Below are 17,621 nucleotides of genomic sequence, written 5' to 3'. Positions count from 1 at the left end.
CGAACTAGCTCCTTCGACGATCGAGTAATCGCCGCATGATGAAGTGCAGGTGCCATCGACATAAGCGTCAAACGCGCTAGCACCTAGCCGAACGTGTACGTTAGGTTGCCAGTTACCGGCACAATATCCACCAGGACCGGAGTTGCAAACCCTATCTCTTCGGAGCGAGCCATTTCTAATGGTTGCATCTCCATCAATGTAGGATGGAAATATCTCTCGTGAAAAAACGGGAGTATCTTTAGCTCCAATGTCAACGGTGCCCATATCAGTAATTATAACGCCGTTACTTAGGTCAACGCCATTGCGGTCCTGGAAACTCACTTTTGGTATATTAACGGAGCTTATTGACTGCGTGAAAGCCGCTTTTGGCCAACAAAAGCATGAAAATCCAATAGCGCTGACAGCAACCAGCCGATAATTGCTCCGCTTTCCGCGCTTGATATCCCGCCTGGCCCCCCCCCAGAATACTTCCATTGCCTTATTTCCCGATCTTATTGTTGAGTTTAATCATTAGGATTTGTCAAAGACTGACAATTAACTATCTGTTAATGAACATGACCGAGAGCCCGTTTATAGGAACAACAATGACAAGCGTCGTCTTCACTGTAGCTCCGCTACCGATGTCGATGCCGCTGCTGTTGGTGGAATTGACGACTGTAACGTTTTTACGGTTGTCTGCGGTATCATAGTCATATGTCGTTGTGACGTTATTGCTAGGTCCACCAGAGCGTACCGAGGTGCGGACTCGGCCCTTCGCATCATAGGTGTATGTAGTTGTTTCTTGAGCGATCACCACAGTAGGCAAAAGCGACAGTCCTAGGCCAACCGTGAAAAGTCGAGATTTACGCATTGTCTTGCTTTCCCGCCCAAAAAAATCGGCACTTTTAGTGTTTCGTTTAGACCGTGCTAAACACAAAGTAACGTGAATGGATCTAACGGATTATCGCTATCGCTGGCCTGCGGCAACATCAACGAACTGGCGTCGCCGCACCGGCGTATGGGTCGTACGTTGCAGGGGGCTTCGTGATGGGTGCTATGTTTGGTGATGGGCTAACGACTTCGGGCGCCGTAACATTTCTTGCTGCACTCATGATGCCGAGTGCAATTCCTGGTGCTCCGAAAATTATAAAGCACCCGATTACTATTCGGAAGGCTGCCTCAAGCGGAACATGCCCTCTGAGCATCAGGAGCCCCGTGATTGCAACGGCGATCACAGCGAGCGACACCGCGAGCGGGCCAACGACGAGCTGATCGATCCAATTCACAGCTTGAACCAGAGCAGGCGATTCAACGCTCATCGACATGCACCTAGCCGCATAGCTAACATCCCTCCAGAGCCGGACTCAAGCTTCCCAGCGCACTTTAAGTCAAGTCCTTCACGGTTCTTCCCGCCGAAATTCTTCCCTTTGTGATCGTTGGGAGTTGTGCAAGGACAAGAAAAGTTGAAGGCCGGTAGGGGGATGTGTGATCCGGAGCGTCCTAAAAATAGTTGGTGCGGCGTCGTCCGTCGCCATTGCTACGCCAGCGTCCGCCGCGATGCCGGGTGATCCGCAGGGGTCGGGCGCTATTATAGGCGCAGTCAATTGGCTTGAAGGCACGTTGCTTGGAACGGTCGCGACAGTTGCCGCGGTTATCGCGGTAGCGGTGGTCGGCTTCATGATGCTGACGGGACGAATTGACTGGCGTCGTGGCGCTGTGGTCATTCTGGGGTGCTTCGTGCTCTTTGGCGCAACAAGCATCGTTGCCGGGATCCGAGCCACAGCGATCGGCGGGTAGGGACGGCAAATGTCATCGGTCCTACGTCGCGACATGGTCTTTGTTGCGCTCACCCGTCCCCAGATGTTCGCCGGCGTCACGTACAGTTATTTCGTAGCGAATGGCATTCTCACTACTGAGTTGTTCCTGGTTTCCAAGTCGATCTGGGTGCTCGCGACAGCGCTGATTGTTCATGTTGCCGGCGTGCTGCTGTGTTTGAGGGAGCCGCGTTTCTTTGACCTGTGGATCACACGCGTTAGTCGTTGTCCCCGTATAAGGAACCACGCCCTGTGGGGCTGCAACTCCTACCGCCCCTGAGTGGCAATCCGCGTGTCGGCGCCCGTGAGAAATCGGCTGGTTCTCACCTTCCTTATGCGCGTCACGTCGACGAGGTCACGCTTGCAACGCGCGATGGGCTGTTGCTGCAGATTCTGCACGTCGACGGCTATCTGTTCGAAACGGCAGATACCGACGACCTGAACTACCGCGCCGAGCTTCGTGATACGCTGTTGCGTTCGGTAGGTTCGTCCCGCTTTGCAATCTGGCACAACGTGCTTCGACGAAAGGTAGAGCCTGATCTCGCACCGCACTTCGATGACGCTTTTTCGAAGAATCTAGACACACGCTGGCGTGCTCGCCTTGCCTCCCGCCAGATGTACGTCAACGATCTATTTCTCACGATCGTGCACCGACCATTGCCTGGGAAAATCGGACTGCTCGACCGGTTTCGCCGGTTGGGGGACCTGGGAGCAGCTGGGCAGGCAGCCGCTTTCGCCTCCGATCGGCGCTCGTTGGACGCTGCCGCAGAAGCAGTTCTGGCGGCACTTGGTAGCTACAGCCCCCGACGTCTGTCCATACGGGAAACGCCCGAGGGAGCCAGATCCGAACCGCTGGAATTTCTTGGATCGTTGTACAACGCCGAGATGCAGCCGATGATGCTGCCACACGGTGATCTCGGCGAGCATCTGCCCGCGCGGCGAGTGAGTTTTGGCCGCAACGCATTTGAATTAGGCGCCGCTGGAGCATTGCAAAAGCGCTTCGGTGCGATTGTTTCGATCAAGGATTATCCCGATCGGACGATGCCTGGCATGTTCGATGAACTGTACCGAATGCCGTTCGAGATGACGGTTAGTCAGTCGTTCGCCTTTGTCGAGCGTGGTGCAGCGCTCGATCGGATGAACCTTGCGCTGCGACGCATGCGGTCGGCGGAGGACGAGGCCTTATCCCTTCGCGACGAGCTCGCCAGCGCTAAGGATGAGGTGGCCGCGGGACGTGCAACCTTCGGAGAACATCACACTACCATCACCATGTACGCCGAGGATCTGGGGTCGCTCGATACCAATGTAGCAGATGTCACAGCTGTGCTGGCGGATCTCGGAATTGTCGCAGTTCGGGAGGATATCGCACTCGAGCCTGCATTCTGGGCACAGTTTCCAGCGAACTTCAAATATATCTCTCGACGCGGGTTGATATCGGCGCAAAACTTTGCGGGGCTTGCCAGTCTTCATAATTTCCCGGCGGGAAAGGCCAATGGCAATCACTGGGGTGAAGCCGTAACCCTATTCGAAACGACCGCCGCGGGCCCATACTTCTTCAATTTTCACCAGAACGACCTCGGCAACTTTACCATCATCGGCCCTTCGGGGTCCGGCAAAACCGTGGTGCTGAATTTCCTACTTGCCCAGGCTCGCAAGTTTCGGCCGCGTATCATCTTCTTTGACAAGGATCGTGGAGCCGAGCTGTTCATTCGTGCGGTTGGGGGCAAATATGACCGGTTGCGGCCGGGTACGCCTTCCGATCTAAACCCCCTCCAGCTGCCAGACACAGCTGCCAACCGACAGTTTCTAATCGATTGGCTGAAGATGCTCGCCGGAAGCGTCGACACGTCAGAAGCCGATACGATCAGGGACGCGCTCGAGACTAATTTTGCGCAGCCTTCCGACCGACGTCGCCTGCGGTACCTGGTTGAGCTGTTCCGTGGTAGCGACCGCCCAAGGGCCGACGACCTCTACGCGCGTATGCGGCCTTGGTTCGGCGATGGTGAACGCGCTTGGCTGTTCGATAATGCGGAGGACCTGACCGATCTGGAGCAGGCAACGATCGGCTTCGACATGACCTCGATCCTTGATGATCCTGCCGCGAGATCTCCTGCGCTATTCTATCTGTTCCACCGCGTCGAAGAGCGCCTCGATGGCAGCCCATCGATCATCGTCGTTGATGAAGGATGGAAGGCGCTGGACGACGATGTTTTTGTGCGCCGCATCAAGGATTGGGAAAAGACAATCCGCAAGCGCAACGGCATTGTTGGGTTTGCTACACAAAGCGCGCAGGATGCGCTTGAGAGCAGGATTGCCAGTGCCATCATCGAGCAGGCTGCGACCCAAATCTTCATGATCAACCCGCGTGCGCGCGAGGAGGATTATGTCGATGGCTTTGGTCTTAGCGCACATGAACTCGAACTTGTGCGAAAGATGCCCGACAGCTCCCACGCTTTCCTGATCCGTCATGGTAACGACTCCGTGGTAGCGCGGATCGACTTGTCTGGCGAAAAGGATCTCCTGACGATCCTGTCAGGTCGGGAGTCGACGGTTAGACTGTTCGACGAGATCGTCGAGACGACTGGGCCTGATCCGCAAGCTTGGCTACCAGTGCTGCTGGAGCGCGCCTGAATGGCCTGCCCGACTATACAAACCGGTAGCCATTTTTTGGCTACGACACTCTACTCCATCGATTGCCAGGCGCGAGCGATCGGCGGATATGGTTATGGCGCGCTAGCAGATCCGGGCTCGTCCGTCGCAACTACGCTGACACTGCTTGTCACGATCTTCATAGCGCTGTTCGGGTTGCGCCTGCTGTTCGGCCCTACTCCGCAGGCGCGCGACGTCGTGGGTCATGTCGTACGGATTGGATTGGTCCTTACGATCGCGACAGCGTGGCCGGCCTGGCGTACGGTAGCATATGATCTCGTACTTGATGGACCGGTCGAAGTTGCGCGCGCAATTGGGGTTCAGTCCGGCTTGCCCGAGTCCGATGCCATGCTGAACCGCCTCCAAGATGCGGATAACGGCATCATCCTTGCGACAATATATGGTTCCGGGCGACTGACCGGCGGTGTGTCCGCAGGCGCCGACATTGGTGATGCAACATCCGGTATCGCGCTTTCTGACAGCATCGCATTTGGAATTAGCCGAACGGCGTTTCTTGCATCGACGATCGGCAGTTTTGCCGTCGTACGGCTTTGCGCCGGCATCCTGCTCGCGCTGGCGCCTTTGATGGCAGGTTTGGCGCTATTCAATTGGACGATTGGCGTATTTACCGGGTGGTTACGCGCATTGGCCTTTTGTGCCCTCGGATCGCTTATGCTGTTGATCTGTCAGGGCGCGATGATGGCGTTGTTGTTCCCCTGGCTAAACGATGTTTTGAAGCTTCGTCAGGATAATGTGCTGGCGGCCTCGGCTCCAACCGAACTCCTCGCTCTAACGATGGGCTTCGCCATCTTGACGACGAGTGCACTCATTCTGGTCGCGAGACTGACGTTTTTCAGCTCAGGTCATCAACTGGTGCGTCAGGTTCTGCAAACTGCGCGGACACCATCGCGCGAAACGGCTCAGCACCGTAGCCGGCTTGAAACACGTAACATGCCTCAACCGTCTCGAGCCGAGCTGGTCGCTAACGCGCTTGAGGTCTCGACGCGTCAAGATCGAAGCGACACGCGGATCGCGCGGTCGATCTCGAACCGATCTACCGACACCTTAACCGTCCGCAGTTCGGAGCACACGAATCGTGCAGCGCCGCCAATTCTGGGGGACAGCTTTCGAAGAAATCATCGACGCACAAGCGTCGCGGCTGGAATGAGGAACACTCTGGGATGACGGATAAGCCCGCGTCCAATCTCAAGACATATTTCCGTGAAGCGGAGACATGGAACCACGACCGCGACAAGCAGCAAGCGATGTGGCTGCGGCGCGCTTGGATGATCACGGCCGTGACCAGCCTAATCGCAATCTTCGAGGCGATCGCGCTCATTACGCTGACGCCCCTGAAAACCGTCGTCCCTTACACGCTGCTGGTCGACCGGCAGACGGGATATGTGCAGGCGTTGAAACCGCTCGACGCCGACATGATCGCGCCGGATGCTGCGCTGACACGCTCGTTTCTGGCGCAATACGTAATCGCGCGGGCGGGCTTCGATATCGACACGTTGAAGGACGATTATCGCAAAGTTGGTTTGTGGTCAGCCGGAGAGGCTCGGAACAGCTACATCGAGACAATGCGGGCAACCAACCCGGCCAGTCCACTGGCCTCCCTGCCACGAGGAGCAAGGATTGAGGTGCAAATCCGGGGGCTTTCGTCGTTGAGCCGTGATACCATGCTGGTACGCTTTACTACTGCGCGAGCAGACGCTGCGGGTCGCGCGCTTGCCCCGCAACTCTGGTCTTGCGTGATCCGCTACCGATTCAACAATGCCGCTATGAGTGCTGCTGACCGGCTGCTCAATCCACTCGGATTCCAGGTAATACGTTATCGTCAGAACGCTGATATCGCGCCCTCACCGCCGGTGGCAGAGGAAAAGACCCTAACGGAAGCCGGTTCACCATTCAGCCCTCCGTCCTTCGATCGCGCTCCTGTACGTAGTCAGCAGAGATGAAGACGTTGGTCGCGCTTTGCCTAGTCTTGTGCTGGCCCGACGACGGCATCGCACAAGTGAGTCCGGTTACCGCGGAGGGCGATCAAAATTCGTGGACACTCAATTACTCTCAAACGCAGATCATGATCTTGCCGGTCGGTCGGAACGGGGCATTGATGGTGACGCTCGCCGACGACGAAATTGTCCAATCAATCAGTTCAGGCGCACCGATGGTATGGCAGGCTACCACCGGCCGCCTGAGCAACACGTTCACTGTTCGCGCCATGGCAGGTGCAAACGAAGCACCCCTGTCGGTTCTCACGAACAAACGGTCGTACAACTTCAGGCTGTCAGCGGTCGCGCCGACCCGCGCGCCTTACAATATTCGCATGACCTACGAAGCCGCGGCGCCGGGCAATGGCAATTCGGTGGAAGAGGTGCCAGCACGCGCGCAGTATCGCATACGGGGGAACCCGGAACTCCGGCCGAGCGCGATAACGGACGACGGTTCAAAAACATATATTGAATGGGGACCCGAACAGGCTCTCCCGGCCGTGTTCGCGCTTGACCGGCTGAAACGCGAAGAGATGGTCAATGGCTACATGCGCGATGACGTCTTTACAATCGACCGAGTTTATGAACGCCTGGTTTTCCGGATTGATCGTGCGACTGCGACCGCCGTCCGAGAAATTAAAAAGCGAAGCAAATGAGCATTTCGATTTTTAATATTAGATGGCTCAAAATGAGTAATTTGCAAATCTGCGATTTAGGAAAAAGTAGTTAGACCATGTCAAGGATTTTTCAGGGTATTACATTGCTATGCTTTGCTTTATTTCCATTTGCACCGGCTTGGTGTTATGACTGGTCTGCTACTGTTAAGGTTACATCGGTCGAATTAACGGGGTTTCCCGCCTACATATTTTTTAAGGTCGACCAAAACATGGGAAGCTGTAATGCTGGTCAATTAATATCTTGGCTTCCCAATCATCATGGCGCGGATGTCGTCGCGCAAAACCTGAACGCTCAGGCGGTATTGTCTGGCTTGATCAGCGCACAATTATCTTCACGTTCGATAACGGTCTACGGAAGTAATTCCGGCTGTGAGATCAACTTTATCTACGTGAACTAAAAATGCTTCCGGCCTACTATTTTCATATAATTGGGGTTGAAGAAACGTGAGTGACAGGATGCGCTCGACTGCTGACAATGATCCCGTCCTTCCCCAAGTGGCCTTACCCGCAAGCAACCGGACTTCCTGGTTGTTCGGGATCGGACTCGCTGCGGCCGGACTGATGCTTTTCAATTCTCTGGAAACGAGACGATCCGCAACAGAGGCTAGTATCGTTCGACCCACGGCAGATACCGGTAATGCGATCGCAGCACCGCCAGCGTTGGACATTCCAATACCTGCAAGCCAACCATCCCCGGAGTTTACTGATCCACTGCGTGCGCAACGACTGTCGCTACCGCAGATTGCTTCACCGGCGCGGACGCTCAAAAATTCTGAAGCGATGCCAGTACCTGGATCACAGCTGACAGGTCCACCTCCGCAGCCCCTTATGTCCGTTACGCGATCTGACTCTGCTATCAGTCCGGCTTGGCAGACACCTGCCGCGAGGCAGTCAGGCACGAGCGCATTCGCCGGTCCGCGGCCCGATGGCGACGGTTTTGGCGATCGAACGGAGGGCAAGGACCGCGTTCAAGCGACGCGCTTGAAGGACCCTGCGACGACGGTGCCCAAGGGGGTGGTAATTCAGGCTGTGCTCGAGACAGCACTAGACTCGTCACGCGCGGGCTTTGCCCGAGCGATCGTATCGCGTGACGTCCACGCGTTCGATGGTAGTCAGGTGTTGATCCCGCGCGGCAGCCAACTGGTTGGTGAATATAAGGCAGATCTTACACTCGGGCAGAAGCGCGTCCTTGTTCAATGGCAGCGCCTCATGCGCCCGGATGGCGTTCTCATGAACTTGGACTCACCAGCTGCAGATCCACTGGGGCGCGCTGGCGTAGGCGGTAAGGTAAACAGCCACTTCTTCGAGCGCTTTGCCGGATCTATCCTGCAGTCGACTCTCAACATCGGGGCGCAACTCGCCAGCCAACGCGTGTCACGCGAAACGTACGTCGTTGCGCTACCTGGAACGACGGGCCAGGGCTTGGTTGCACCTCAAGGCGATAAAATCGCTCCAACGGTTAAGGTGCGACAGGGCAGTAGCGTTTCGGTTTTTGTCGCGCGCGACCTCGACTTTACGGTCAGCGAACAGTGAGCAGCGCAACGACTACGGACCATTATCTGGACAGCTGCCTCGCGCCGCTTGCGCCATATCTGGCACTACCCGAGCTGACCGACATATTTATCAATCGGCCGGGGGAAATCTGGATAGAGACGTTGGGAGAGCCACCCCGCCGTATTGAGACGCCCGATCTTACAGTGCCTGCGCTACAGCGCTTGGCTAAACAGATCGCCGCGGCAAGTTCTCAAGGCGTCAACCGTGAGAACCCACTGCTGGCCGCCAGCCTGCCCAGCGGCGTTCGCGTACAGGTTGTTCTACCCCCAGCGACACGCGGCGAGAGCGCCTTCGCATTCCGCAAGAATGTCGTCGCGGACTTTGGGCTCGACGATTATGCAGATCGAGGCGCATTTCGCGACACGTTGCTTGGCCCGCTTGCCGTTGATATTCGACCTGCAACCGAAGGTTTAAAGAGGCAGCCCGCCCACTTGTACCTCCGTGGCGCGGTACGGGATCGTCGGAATATCCTGATATCTGGCGGCACATCCTCTGGTAAAACGACGTTCCTGAACGCCCTTCTACACGAAATACCACGGGAGGAACGCCTCGTTCTAATCGAAGACACCCCGGAGCTTCGCTTGGTCCATGAGAACGCAGTCGGCCTTCTCACGCCACGCGGGGCATTAGGTGAGGCACGTGTGACCGCTGAGGATCTGCTGATTGCCTCGCTTCGCATGCGCCCCGATCGCATTATTCTGGGCGAGATTCGCGGATCAGAGGCTTTTACGTTTCTTCGAGCTGTAAATACCGGGCACCCTGGTTCCATTGCCACGATACATGCTGACTCCCCCATGGGCTCGATAATGCAACTTGGACTCTTGATCATGCAGGCGGGTATGAAGATGTCCTGGGAAGATATTATTAGTTACGTCAAGGTATCTCTTGATATCGTGGTCCAACTTCGCCGTGGCTCGAGCGGAAGATATGTTCATGAAATAAGTGAGGTCGTTACTTGACGAGTCTGTGTGATATTTCTCGCGGGGATAGTATCATTATAATTATAATAACCGTCGTACCGACGTAGCGATTTCAATTACGCTTGTTAACGACGCATTTGCGACGTCATAAATATTACATAAGACAAGTCGATTGAATAAGGTCAACCTCGGTTGCAAAATGGATGAGGGCGCGGAGGCAGATTTTGTCATAGTGTTTGTATGTCATTTTAAATTTACATTTAATATTATAAATTAGTCATCCATATGAAACCATGTAGGGGTAAGCTGATGATAAGATATGCAAGCGCATCTTTGGCAATAATCGCAACACTCGTATGCTCAACGTCTCAGGCAGCCGCCGCGATACCCGGGCAATATATTTCTAAGCTGTACACGGAAGCTTTGGGTCGCACGCCAGATTCCACCGGATGGAATGGCATGGTCAATTATTTTACCGCGAATGGTTGCACCGTTGCTGCCCTTAAAGCGCAAGGTGCCACCGTGCTTGGATCGCAGGAATTTGCGAGCCAGAACTATTCAAACTCTGCAAAGATATTACTTGCTTATCGAACAATTCTCGACCGTGAGCCCGACCTAGGTGGATTCAACGCGAACGTAAACGCATTGAACAGCGGTTCGACCTTCGATCAGATCGTTAACTCGTTCTATGGAAGTTCGGAGTTTGCATCGCTAACGCGGTATATATGCTCTGGAAACCCGTATTATTTCGAAATACAGTCGCAGAATGCTTATGCGATTCAACCCCCCGGTACTGCAATTATCAATCAAGCGCAGCTGCAAGCGCAGTTAAATGCCGCAGGTTCGGGCAACACCGTGTCGTTGCCGCAGATGGCCGTGATTTACCTTTCCTCCACACTATCGATTCCAAATGGAGTGAGATTGACCACAGCTGGAAACCCTACGCCGGCATCTCACGGGTTCATGGCACGGCTGATACGAGCGCCAAATTTCTCATCGAATGCTGCCGTGGTTCAGCTCCAGCCGGGCGCCGCTTTAACGTCGATTTGGGTTGATGGGCAGCGTGGCGCGGCGCCATATGCGTCCGGTGTCCCGCGACCCTTTGTTCATACCGATATCAACATTCAAACGTTATCGGGGACGGGAACAAACGTTTCGTCAAATTTCATCGCAAATACAGTTGGATGGTCCAGCCTTCAAATTTTCGGATCGGCCGAGGTTCAGAATACGCCTTGTCGCGCAAACGTCATCAACGGAAATACGATTACCGTTTACGGAAGCAGCAACAGCGATAACGCGGGATCGAGCTGGGCTGACGGCATCAGCGATTCTTGCGAAGACTCCACTGTTACAAATAACAACATCGCCGATGCCAGCGATGGAGGAATCGTTCTTTTCCGATCCCAAGTGCCCGGTGCCGGTGCTGTTCAACGATCCCAGGTTACCGACAATGTAATTCTGAATGCGGGTAATTCGGCCTTCGTCGGCATTGCGGTTGATCCTCTATATGTTTCAGGCGGCTGCCCTGCCAGCCCGAGCTTCTCCGGAAGCTACGTCGGCCGCAACAAAATGTGGACGAGTTCGAACGCGACGATCGAGATCGGTCTCGCGGTTGGTACCAGCGAATGGTTTTACAGTGCTGGAGGATGCAAAGGTACGGGCGCCAACGTCTCTGATAATACCACGGCGGGAATACGAAGCCGTTTCAACGTTGGTATTGCAGTCGAGGGCATGTTGAATGCGACGGTGCAATCCAACGATTTTCTGACCGCGCGTGTTAGGAAAGGGCGGTGCCAATCGGCGGATGTTGCTGCCGGCATATCTGCTGGTTTGGCTTCAGGGTCAATTCAGCCCTACTCCGATATCGCATTAACGGATTGCATCAATTAGATCCTATGTTTTTGATTTAAAACAATATTTATAGGGAGTATGGCTATGGGTTATGAAATTACCAAAATAAACGTGGCCTTACTCGCGATAGTTGGATGTGCATCGGCCGCAAATGCGGGATCGGCGATGGCGGGTGGGGTCGTGTCAAACGTCATAATGCAACCAAGTGGACAAATGTTTTTCGATGTTGCCACCTCTCATCTTTCGCGCCCAGCTTGCGCCACCAGCGATCGGTGGGCGATAGATACTTCAAAGGCTGGCGGGCAAGCAGCGGCGGCGGGTGTTCTTACAGCCTTTGCAAACAAGAGACCAATTGGTGTGCAGGGAACCGGTGGCTGCGAGGTGTGGCCGGATACGGAAAGCGTATCCTATTTTATATTCCCAAACTAATTTTCGGGCATTGATATCTTTCTATCAAAAATCTAATGTATAAAGTACAAGGGTATATATTATGACGAATAGTCAGGTTCCGAGGAAACTTAGCTCATTGGTTATTGCTTCCCTCGGCTTGACCTTATTGGCTCCCGCAACGGTATCTGCTCAATCCACTAATATAGAAGCTATTCCCTCCGGTTGGAGGCTCGAGAACTATCCGTCAAATACTGTGGCTAACGGCGTGACGCTGTGGTACACAGGCTCTGCTTGTGTGAACGGGCACCTTCAGCTCCCGCCTAATGCAAGTTCGGACGATGCTAATAGACTTTGGTCTACTATTATTTCTGCCAAGCTTTCCAATAGGCCCGTTGGCGTTCTGTACAGCAAAAATGGTGATACGTGCACCATCTTGTCGTTCTACCTTCCCTAGTAATTGCTTGGAGCTTAGGGTAATCTCCAGCCTGAACTCGTCCATTTTTGCGATAGAGAATGATCTTGTGCGGCCTGTTCTATGCGCTCAATGCCATGAGCCTGCGGCAGCCTACCGCGGCGATGGTCAACCATGTGCGCCTTGCCTATCGTCAAGGAGACTAGGGTCAGGACCCATTGATCTGAGCAGCTCGATCTGATTCAGGCTCCGTGAGGAGACGGAGGATGAGCGACCTGTACTGGCTGACCGACGAGCAGATGGCGCGGCTCGAACCGTATTTTCCCAAGAGCCACGGCAAGCCACGGGTTGATGACCGGCGAATGTTGAGCGGCATCGTTTTCGTCAACCGCAACGGGCTACGATGGTGCGATGCCCCTCGGGAATATGGCCTACACAAGACGCTCTACAACCGGTGGAAGCGATGGGGCGAAAGGGGTGTCTTCCTCCGCATAATGGAAGGACTGGCGGCCGCGAGCGCCACGCCGAAGACGATCATGATCGACGCGACCTATCTGAAGGCGCACCGCACGGCGTCCAGCCTGCGGGTTAAAAAGGGGGCCTTGGGCGCCTCATCGGTCGCACCAAAGGCGGTATGAATACGAAGCTGCACGCCGTCACCGATGCAGAAGGCAGACCGCTCAGCTTCTTCATGACCGCGGGCCAGGTCAGCGACTACACCGGCGCTGCCGCGCTGCTTGATGATCTACCCAAGGCGCAGTGGATGCTGGGCGACCGCGGCTATGACGCAGACTGGTATAGGGACGCCCTTCAGGCAAAGGGCATAACGCCTTGCATTCTGGGGCGAAAATCCCGGATCATCCCCGTCAAATATGACAAGCGCCGCTACCGAAGCCGGAACCGTATCGAGATTGTGTTCGGTCGTCTAAAGGACTGGCGCCGCGTCGCTACCCGCTACGATCGATGCCCGACCGTCTTCTTTTCCGCTATCGCGCTCGCCGCCACCGTCATCTTCTGGCTTTGATCAATGAGTCGTGACCCTAGCTGACGCCATCTGCCTTCCCAATAGCGCAAGGTCCGCTTTCCTTCCTACTCGGCCGTTTCGCTTGCGCCCAGTCTTGGCCATTCGCGACCGCACTGGCTATGCCTTCTAAAAACGGGTGTGCCTTTGCCATGCTTCAGGAAAAGGCGGCGGACGCCCTACTTGCTCGGAATTTTTGTCCGCCGAGGCGAAATGGCAGCGAAATAAAGAGAAAAATCCTTTTTTTTTGGAATTTGTCCTCCAATAGCGTGGTTATGGTGCTTCCTGACAACCACTACGCTCTTCAGATGACGCGTCAGCAACTCAGCGTCGCGATTGGCCTACCGGGTGATACGATCGCCTACTGGCTGAAAGAAGGGCTGATTTTCGCATTAGGTGATCAGAAGCACGGACGCGGCAACCATCGTCGCTTCGGGTACGAGGCTGTCCACATCGCTGCAATTCTTGCTGAACTAAGTCGTTATGGCATGAATACGATGGGACTGCGTAATCTTTCATCGCGACTGTGGGACGCGGTGAATTTAGGTCGCCTCCACCCCGATTTTACACCGCTTGACTTTATGTGCTGTAAGAATCTCCTCATAGGAAAAGAGCTCGCCGCAAGGGGTGAGGATGTTCCGGACATAATGAGCATTGATTCAGCACTAGCGCGTGATGATGATCATGGAGAGAAAGAAGGCACTCCAGGACCGCGCCACGTCAAGATGATGGAATGGTTTAGCATTGATGCTGCCCGGCTTCTGACTGCTTACGCAGATCTTATGAGTCGAGACATATTTTTGCACGATGTGCCAAAGTGGTTTGTGAGTGCAGGCCCGAACGGATCGATCGAGTTCATATTAGAGGACGATCCGTCTGGGGAAGATGTCGAAGGGCGAGCCAGCTATATATGCCTTGATATCAAAGAGATCGTGAACCGGGCTTGGTTTAGCTTAACTGATCAATGAATCGGGCTGACAGGGTGGTCGAAACACGCCTGTCAGCCCTCACCACGGAAAACCCGAGAGGAAACCCAATGGCTAACAGTGCTTCTAGCAGTTTTTATACAGATCTGCAGCCTTCAACATCATTCGCCGGCTTGGACGCTTCGCTGCCTGCGACGGTCATCCTTCGGCTGTGCGCCGTCAAACAGCGCAGGGGGCTGAGTCGCGCTACCATCTACCGCAAAATGCAATCACTAGAGTTTCCCGCTGCGAAACGGCTGAGCGCAAATGGCGTTGGGTGGGTTGATGCCAAAGTGGAGGCTTGGCCGACTGATCGCGCTCCCGACGGAGTACGGCCATGAAGCGGAGCATGGGGGGTACCGTAGGGGGTATCGGCGCTGATGATACGCTAAAATACCACGGCAAATCAGTAGTATGGGTGCATGAATTCGGCGGGCTCCGTCTCCGCCATTTTAGTGGCCCACAGCATCTCAAACCACCTCGGAAGCCTAGGTTCTGCCTCGCTTTTAATAGCGCGGTAGTCTCAAACGATCCCATAGTTTCCCACTCAAGCGCACGCTTGTTGGGAGTATTTTGGGGTACGTTGAAGACGTTCTGCGGGTGTCGGTGCTAACCGAATTACGCTGCCGACAGGCCGAGGCGGCGGAGAAGAGCTACAAGCTGTCGGACGCCCCGGCGCTTCACATGTTCGTGACGACCGCTGGCTTCCGTTCCTGGCGCGGTCCGGCCGACTTATATTAACAAGTGTGATCACGATGAGCCACGCGCCAGGATGACTGAGATTACTCCCGGAAGCGTCCGCGTATGAGCATCTTGACCGATCACGCCGAACTTGATGGCCATGACCAGCTCGCAGCCTTGATGGCAGCCAATGTTCACCCGCCGATCCACGAGACGCTGGATATCGTTCTGGTCGAACTCGAGCGTGGCCGTGTGGTGTTCGAGGGTTCGCCGTCGCGCAAGGTCTACAACCCGATCGGATCGGTGCATGGCGGCTATGCGGCGACGTTGCTCGACAGCGCCTGCGGCGCCGCGGTCCATTCCAGCCGGCCGGCGGGTCAGGGTTTTACGACATTGGAACTCAAGGTGTCGTATCATCGGGCGCTGAGCGAGGCGAGCGGACCCGTGCGTGCCGAGGGCAAGATGATTTCCTTAGGGCGCCGCGCTGCTTTTTCCGAAGCTAGACTGCTGGATGCACAGGGTCGACTATGTGCATCCGCGACATCGACCCTCCTGATTTCCCGATGACAGCTCCCGCTGCGTGAACCAATCGAGCATGGGCCAGTTGTGCCAGCATTCGACTTTAGCCGGCCTGTCTCATTCGAAAGCAGCCGTTCACGTTCGGGCCATCGTTCGATGACAATGATCGGCAACCATCCATTCGAGGCGTTGGAAACAGCATGACCATCAAGCCTATCACGGTCGTCTTCGCCGCAGCTCTGGCACTTTCAATTGCGGCCCCTGCAATGGCCGTGGGCGATCTTCCAGGTAAGCTCAGTCAACGACAGGCGGCAGCGATATACAAAAAAATCCGCCCCCTACTCGTGGCTGAGGGTGCGACCTGTCCGGCCGGTCAAACGGTGGAGACAGGTATCGTGACAGGCGGTTCAAGCCCTTCCGGTGGTTCTCAGACAACAACGATCATGTTCAATCGTGGCGGGAAGGTCGTTATCAGCCGCACGTGGGATTTAAACGTCGGCAAAAAGCTGACGATATCAACGAAGATTGATTGTTCATGAGCATGGAGCCGAGCAGGCGGCGTTGATGTCCCCATCCCGCGATTCGCTAGATAACCCCTCCGCCACAACCACGCTTTTCTGCGGCTTTCGGCTCGGGCCGCATCCCGATTTCGCGATGCTGGACGGTGAAACGATTGGGCATGGACAGACCTTCGATCGGTGCGGGGATCAAGAGCGCGGGCGACGCGCGGCGCGATGCGCCCGCGCCTCGCGCAGGGTCGCGTTCGGGGTAAGGCCGGTCGCCGGCACCTTCGGCACGGCGACGCGCTGCGACAAGTAGATGCCGTTGTGACCCGAGCAGAGGTAGGCGACGAAGCAGGCCACCGCGATCGGTACCGCATAGGCAGCGCCGAACAGCTCGATTCCCATGAAGGTGCAGGCGAGCGGTGTGTTGGCGGCCCCAGCGAAGAGCGCGACGAACCCGATCGCTGCGAACACGTCGGTCGGCACGCCGAACACAGGGGCAAGCGCATTGCCGAGCGCCGCGCCGATGAAGAACAGCGGCGTGACCTCGCCGCCCTTGAAGCCGGCACTGAGCGTGACGACGGTGAACAGCAGTTTGAGCGCCCAGCTCCACGGATGAGTCTCAGGGCCGAAGAAGCTGGCGAGGGTGAGGCCGTCAGGTGTCGCCGCCAGCGTGCCGAGACCGAGATAGTCGCGCGTGCCGAACAGGTGGACGAGCGCGATGACTGCGATCCCGCCAAGGACCGGGCGCAGCGGGCCATAGGGAACGACACGCCTGAGCCACCCACCCAGCGCATGATTGGTTTCCGCGAAGACGAGACCGACCAACCCGAACGCCACCCCGGCGATGCCGGCTTTGGCGACGAGCAGCGCATCGACCGGCATCAGCGTGGCGATCCGGTACACCCCGTGATGAATGCCCCATGCGAGGCACGTCCAGCCGCCGACCAGTGCCGCGACGAGGCACGGCACCAGCGCGCGATATTCGACGCGCCCGATTGCCAGCACCTCCAGCGCGAACACTGCGCCCGCGATCGGCGTGCCGAACACCGCGCCGAACCCGGCCGCGATTCCGCCCATCAGCAGGATGCGGGTGCCGTCCGCATCGAGCTTGAGCGCGCGACCAACGCCGCTGGCGAGACTACCGCCCAACTGGACGGCGGTGCCTTCGCGTCCGGCCGAACCGCCGAACAGATGCGTCACCACCGTGCCAAGGAAGATGAGTGGTGCCATCCGCAACGGCACCCCGCCGCCCGGTTCGTGGATTTGCTCGACGATGAGGTTGTTGCCGCCCTCCACCGAACGACCGGTCAGATGGTACAGCAGCCCTACCACGAAGCCGCCTGCCGGCAGCAGGTAGAGCAGCCAGGGCGATGCGAACCGCAGGCGTGTAACCGCATCGAGGCTCCATAGAAACGCAGCGCAGAGCGTACCAACGAGTGCGGCCATCGGTACCAGAATAAGCGCCCAGTGCATGACCGACACGGCATGGTCGCGACGATCGCGGACAAACGCCGCCACGTTCAGGTCGTTATAGAGATTGCGAAACGTTGCGTGCACGATTCCTCCTTGCTGCCTTGCGGCGCTTGGTAGGAATCATCGGCCCTTGCGAGGGCGGTTCGGCCGAATAGCCTGGCGGAAATCCATCGCCGTTCCGGCGCCTATGTCGTCTGAGGGTAATCTCGTCAACGG

Annotated in this window: 16 protein-coding genes and 1 riboswitch; of the genes, 14 read left to right on the top strand and 2 right to left on the bottom strand. The window is 56.2% G+C overall.

Annotated elements, in window-relative coordinates; all coding sequences use genetic code 11:
* Nucleotides 1-968: 968 nt before the first annotated feature.
* Nucleotides 969-1,298 (bottom strand): TrbC/VirB2 family protein, encoded by a 330-nt coding sequence (locus tag C8J47_RS19845; RefSeq protein WP_183129178.1) that lies wholly within the window; start codon nt 1,296-1,298, stop codon nt 969-971.
* 169 nt (nt 1,299-1,467) lie between these two features.
* Between C8J47_RS19845 and C8J47_RS18540 the strand changes: the two genes are divergently transcribed.
* From C8J47_RS18540 to C8J47_RS19025, 14 genes are all read left to right on the top strand, one after another.
* Nucleotides 1,468-1,776: a TrbC/VirB2 family protein gene (locus tag C8J47_RS18540; RefSeq protein ID WP_259467664.1), complete on the top strand. Its 309-nt coding sequence runs from the start codon at nt 1,468-1,470 to the stop codon at nt 1,774-1,776.
* A 9-nt stretch (nt 1,777-1,785) separates the two neighbouring features.
* Nucleotides 1,786-2,073 carry a type IV secretion system protein VirB3 gene (locus C8J47_RS18535; protein WP_121886931.1) on the top strand — a complete coding sequence of 96 codons (288 nt, stop codon included), beginning with the start codon at nt 1,786-1,788 and terminating at the stop codon, nt 2,071-2,073.
* Nucleotides 2,052-4,424, top strand: coding sequence for a VirB4 family type IV secretion/conjugal transfer ATPase (locus C8J47_RS18530; RefSeq protein WP_121886977.1), 2,373 nt, complete (start codon nt 2,052-2,054; stop codon nt 4,422-4,424). The genes C8J47_RS18535 and C8J47_RS18530 overlap by 22 nt, the downstream gene beginning before the upstream one ends.
* A 36-nt stretch (nt 4,425-4,460) precedes the next feature.
* Complete coding sequence (locus C8J47_RS18525; RefSeq protein ID WP_183129177.1) at nt 4,461-5,627, top strand: type IV secretion system protein; 1,167 nt, start codon at nt 4,461-4,463, stop codon at nt 5,625-5,627.
* Entirely contained in the window at nt 5,624-6,403 is a 780-nt protein-coding gene (locus C8J47_RS18520) for a virB8 family protein (RefSeq protein ID WP_121886929.1), read from the top strand. Before C8J47_RS18525 ends, C8J47_RS18520 begins: the two co-directional genes overlap by 4 nt.
* Nucleotides 6,400-7,092 (top strand): TrbG/VirB9 family P-type conjugative transfer protein, encoded by a 693-nt coding sequence (locus C8J47_RS18515; protein ID WP_121886928.1) that lies wholly within the window; start codon nt 6,400-6,402, stop codon nt 7,090-7,092. The genes C8J47_RS18520 and C8J47_RS18515 overlap by 4 nt, the downstream gene beginning before the upstream one ends.
* Nucleotides 7,093-8,094: 1,002 nt before the next feature.
* Nucleotides 8,095-8,646, top strand: coding sequence for a TrbI/VirB10 family protein (locus C8J47_RS19685; protein ID WP_259467656.1), 552 nt, complete (start codon nt 8,095-8,097; stop codon nt 8,644-8,646).
* Nucleotides 8,643-9,626, top strand: coding sequence for a P-type DNA transfer ATPase VirB11 (gene virB11 / locus C8J47_RS18505; RefSeq protein WP_121886927.1), 984 nt, complete (start codon nt 8,643-8,645; stop codon nt 9,624-9,626). Before C8J47_RS19685 ends, virB11 begins: the two co-directional genes overlap by 4 nt.
* Before the next feature lie 420 nt (nt 9,627-10,046).
* The gene (locus C8J47_RS18500; RefSeq protein ID WP_183129176.1) at nt 10,047-11,477 is read left to right on the top strand and encodes a DUF4214 domain-containing protein; all 1,431 of its coding nucleotides are present in this window, start codon (nt 10,047-10,049) and stop codon (nt 11,475-11,477) included.
* A gap of 1,029 nt (nt 11,478-12,506) precedes the next feature.
* A protein-coding gene (locus C8J47_RS18495) for an IS5 family transposase (protein ID WP_121886925.1) occupies nt 12,507-13,264 on the top strand; the annotation gives its coding sequence in 2 pieces (ribosomal slippage) (nt 12,507-12,831 and nt 12,831-13,264; 759 coding nt in all).
* 119 nt (nt 13,265-13,383) lie between these two features.
* A complete protein-coding gene (locus C8J47_RS18490) occupies nt 13,384-14,229 on the top strand; it encodes a hypothetical protein (RefSeq protein ID WP_147454372.1) in 846 nt (281 codons plus the stop codon).
* Complete coding sequence (locus C8J47_RS18485; RefSeq protein WP_310886146.1) at nt 14,226-14,567, top strand: AlpA family phage regulatory protein; 342 nt, start codon at nt 14,226-14,228, stop codon at nt 14,565-14,567. The genes C8J47_RS18490 and C8J47_RS18485 overlap by 4 nt, the downstream gene beginning before the upstream one ends.
* A 472-nt stretch (nt 14,568-15,039) precedes the next feature.
* Nucleotides 15,040-15,474: a PaaI family thioesterase gene (locus tag C8J47_RS18475; RefSeq protein WP_259467655.1), complete on the top strand. Its 435-nt coding sequence runs from the start codon at nt 15,040-15,042 to the stop codon at nt 15,472-15,474.
* Nucleotides 15,475-15,626: 152 nt separating this feature from the next.
* Entirely contained in the window at nt 15,627-15,965 is a 339-nt protein-coding gene (locus C8J47_RS19025) for a hypothetical protein (RefSeq protein ID WP_147454371.1), read from the top strand.
* A 168-nt stretch (nt 15,966-16,133) separates the two neighbouring features.
* On the opposite strand, the gene C8J47_RS18470 is transcribed toward C8J47_RS19025, so the two are convergent.
* Nucleotides 16,134-17,489 (bottom strand): voltage-gated chloride channel family protein, encoded by a 1,356-nt coding sequence (locus tag C8J47_RS18470; RefSeq protein ID WP_121886921.1) that lies wholly within the window; start codon nt 17,487-17,489, stop codon nt 16,134-16,136.
* A 23-nt stretch (nt 17,490-17,512) separates the two neighbouring features.
* Nucleotides 17,513-17,589: riboswitch (Fluoride riboswitch) on the bottom strand.
* Between the last annotated feature and the right edge of the window lie 32 nt (nt 17,590-17,621).

The organism is Sphingomonas sp. PP-F2F-G114-C0414, from assembly GCF_003688595.1.
In the GTDB taxonomy this organism is placed as follows: domain Bacteria; phylum Pseudomonadota; class Alphaproteobacteria; order Sphingomonadales; family Sphingomonadaceae; genus Sphingomonas.
Note: the sequence above shows the minus strand (reverse complement) of the source record. Positions and strands in the feature narration are given on the sequence as shown.

Coding starts and splice junctions, on each gene's coding strand:
- C8J47_RS19845 (WP_183129178.1), bottom strand. CDS start 1,298: ATGAGCGTTGAATCGCCTGCTCTGGTTCAAGCTGTGAATTGGATCGAT.
- C8J47_RS18535 (WP_121886931.1), top strand. CDS start 1,786: ATGTCATCGGTCCTACGTCGCGACATGGTCTTTGTTGCGCTCACCCGT.
- C8J47_RS18520 (WP_121886929.1), top strand. CDS start 5,624: ATGACGGATAAGCCCGCGTCCAATCTCAAGACATATTTCCGTGAAGCG.
- C8J47_RS18515 (WP_121886928.1), top strand. CDS start 6,400: ATGAAGACGTTGGTCGCGCTTTGCCTAGTCTTGTGCTGGCCCGACGAC.
- C8J47_RS18500 (WP_183129176.1), top strand. CDS start 10,047: ATGGTCAATTATTTTACCGCGAATGGTTGCACCGTTGCTGCCCTTAAA.
- C8J47_RS18490 (WP_147454372.1), top strand. CDS start 13,384: ATGCCTTCTAAAAACGGGTGTGCCTTTGCCATGCTTCAGGAAAAGGCG.
- C8J47_RS18485 (WP_310886146.1), top strand. CDS start 14,226: ATGAATCGGGCTGACAGGGTGGTCGAAACACGCCTGTCAGCCCTCACC.
- C8J47_RS19025 (WP_147454371.1), top strand. CDS start 15,627: ATGACCATCAAGCCTATCACGGTCGTCTTCGCCGCAGCTCTGGCACTT.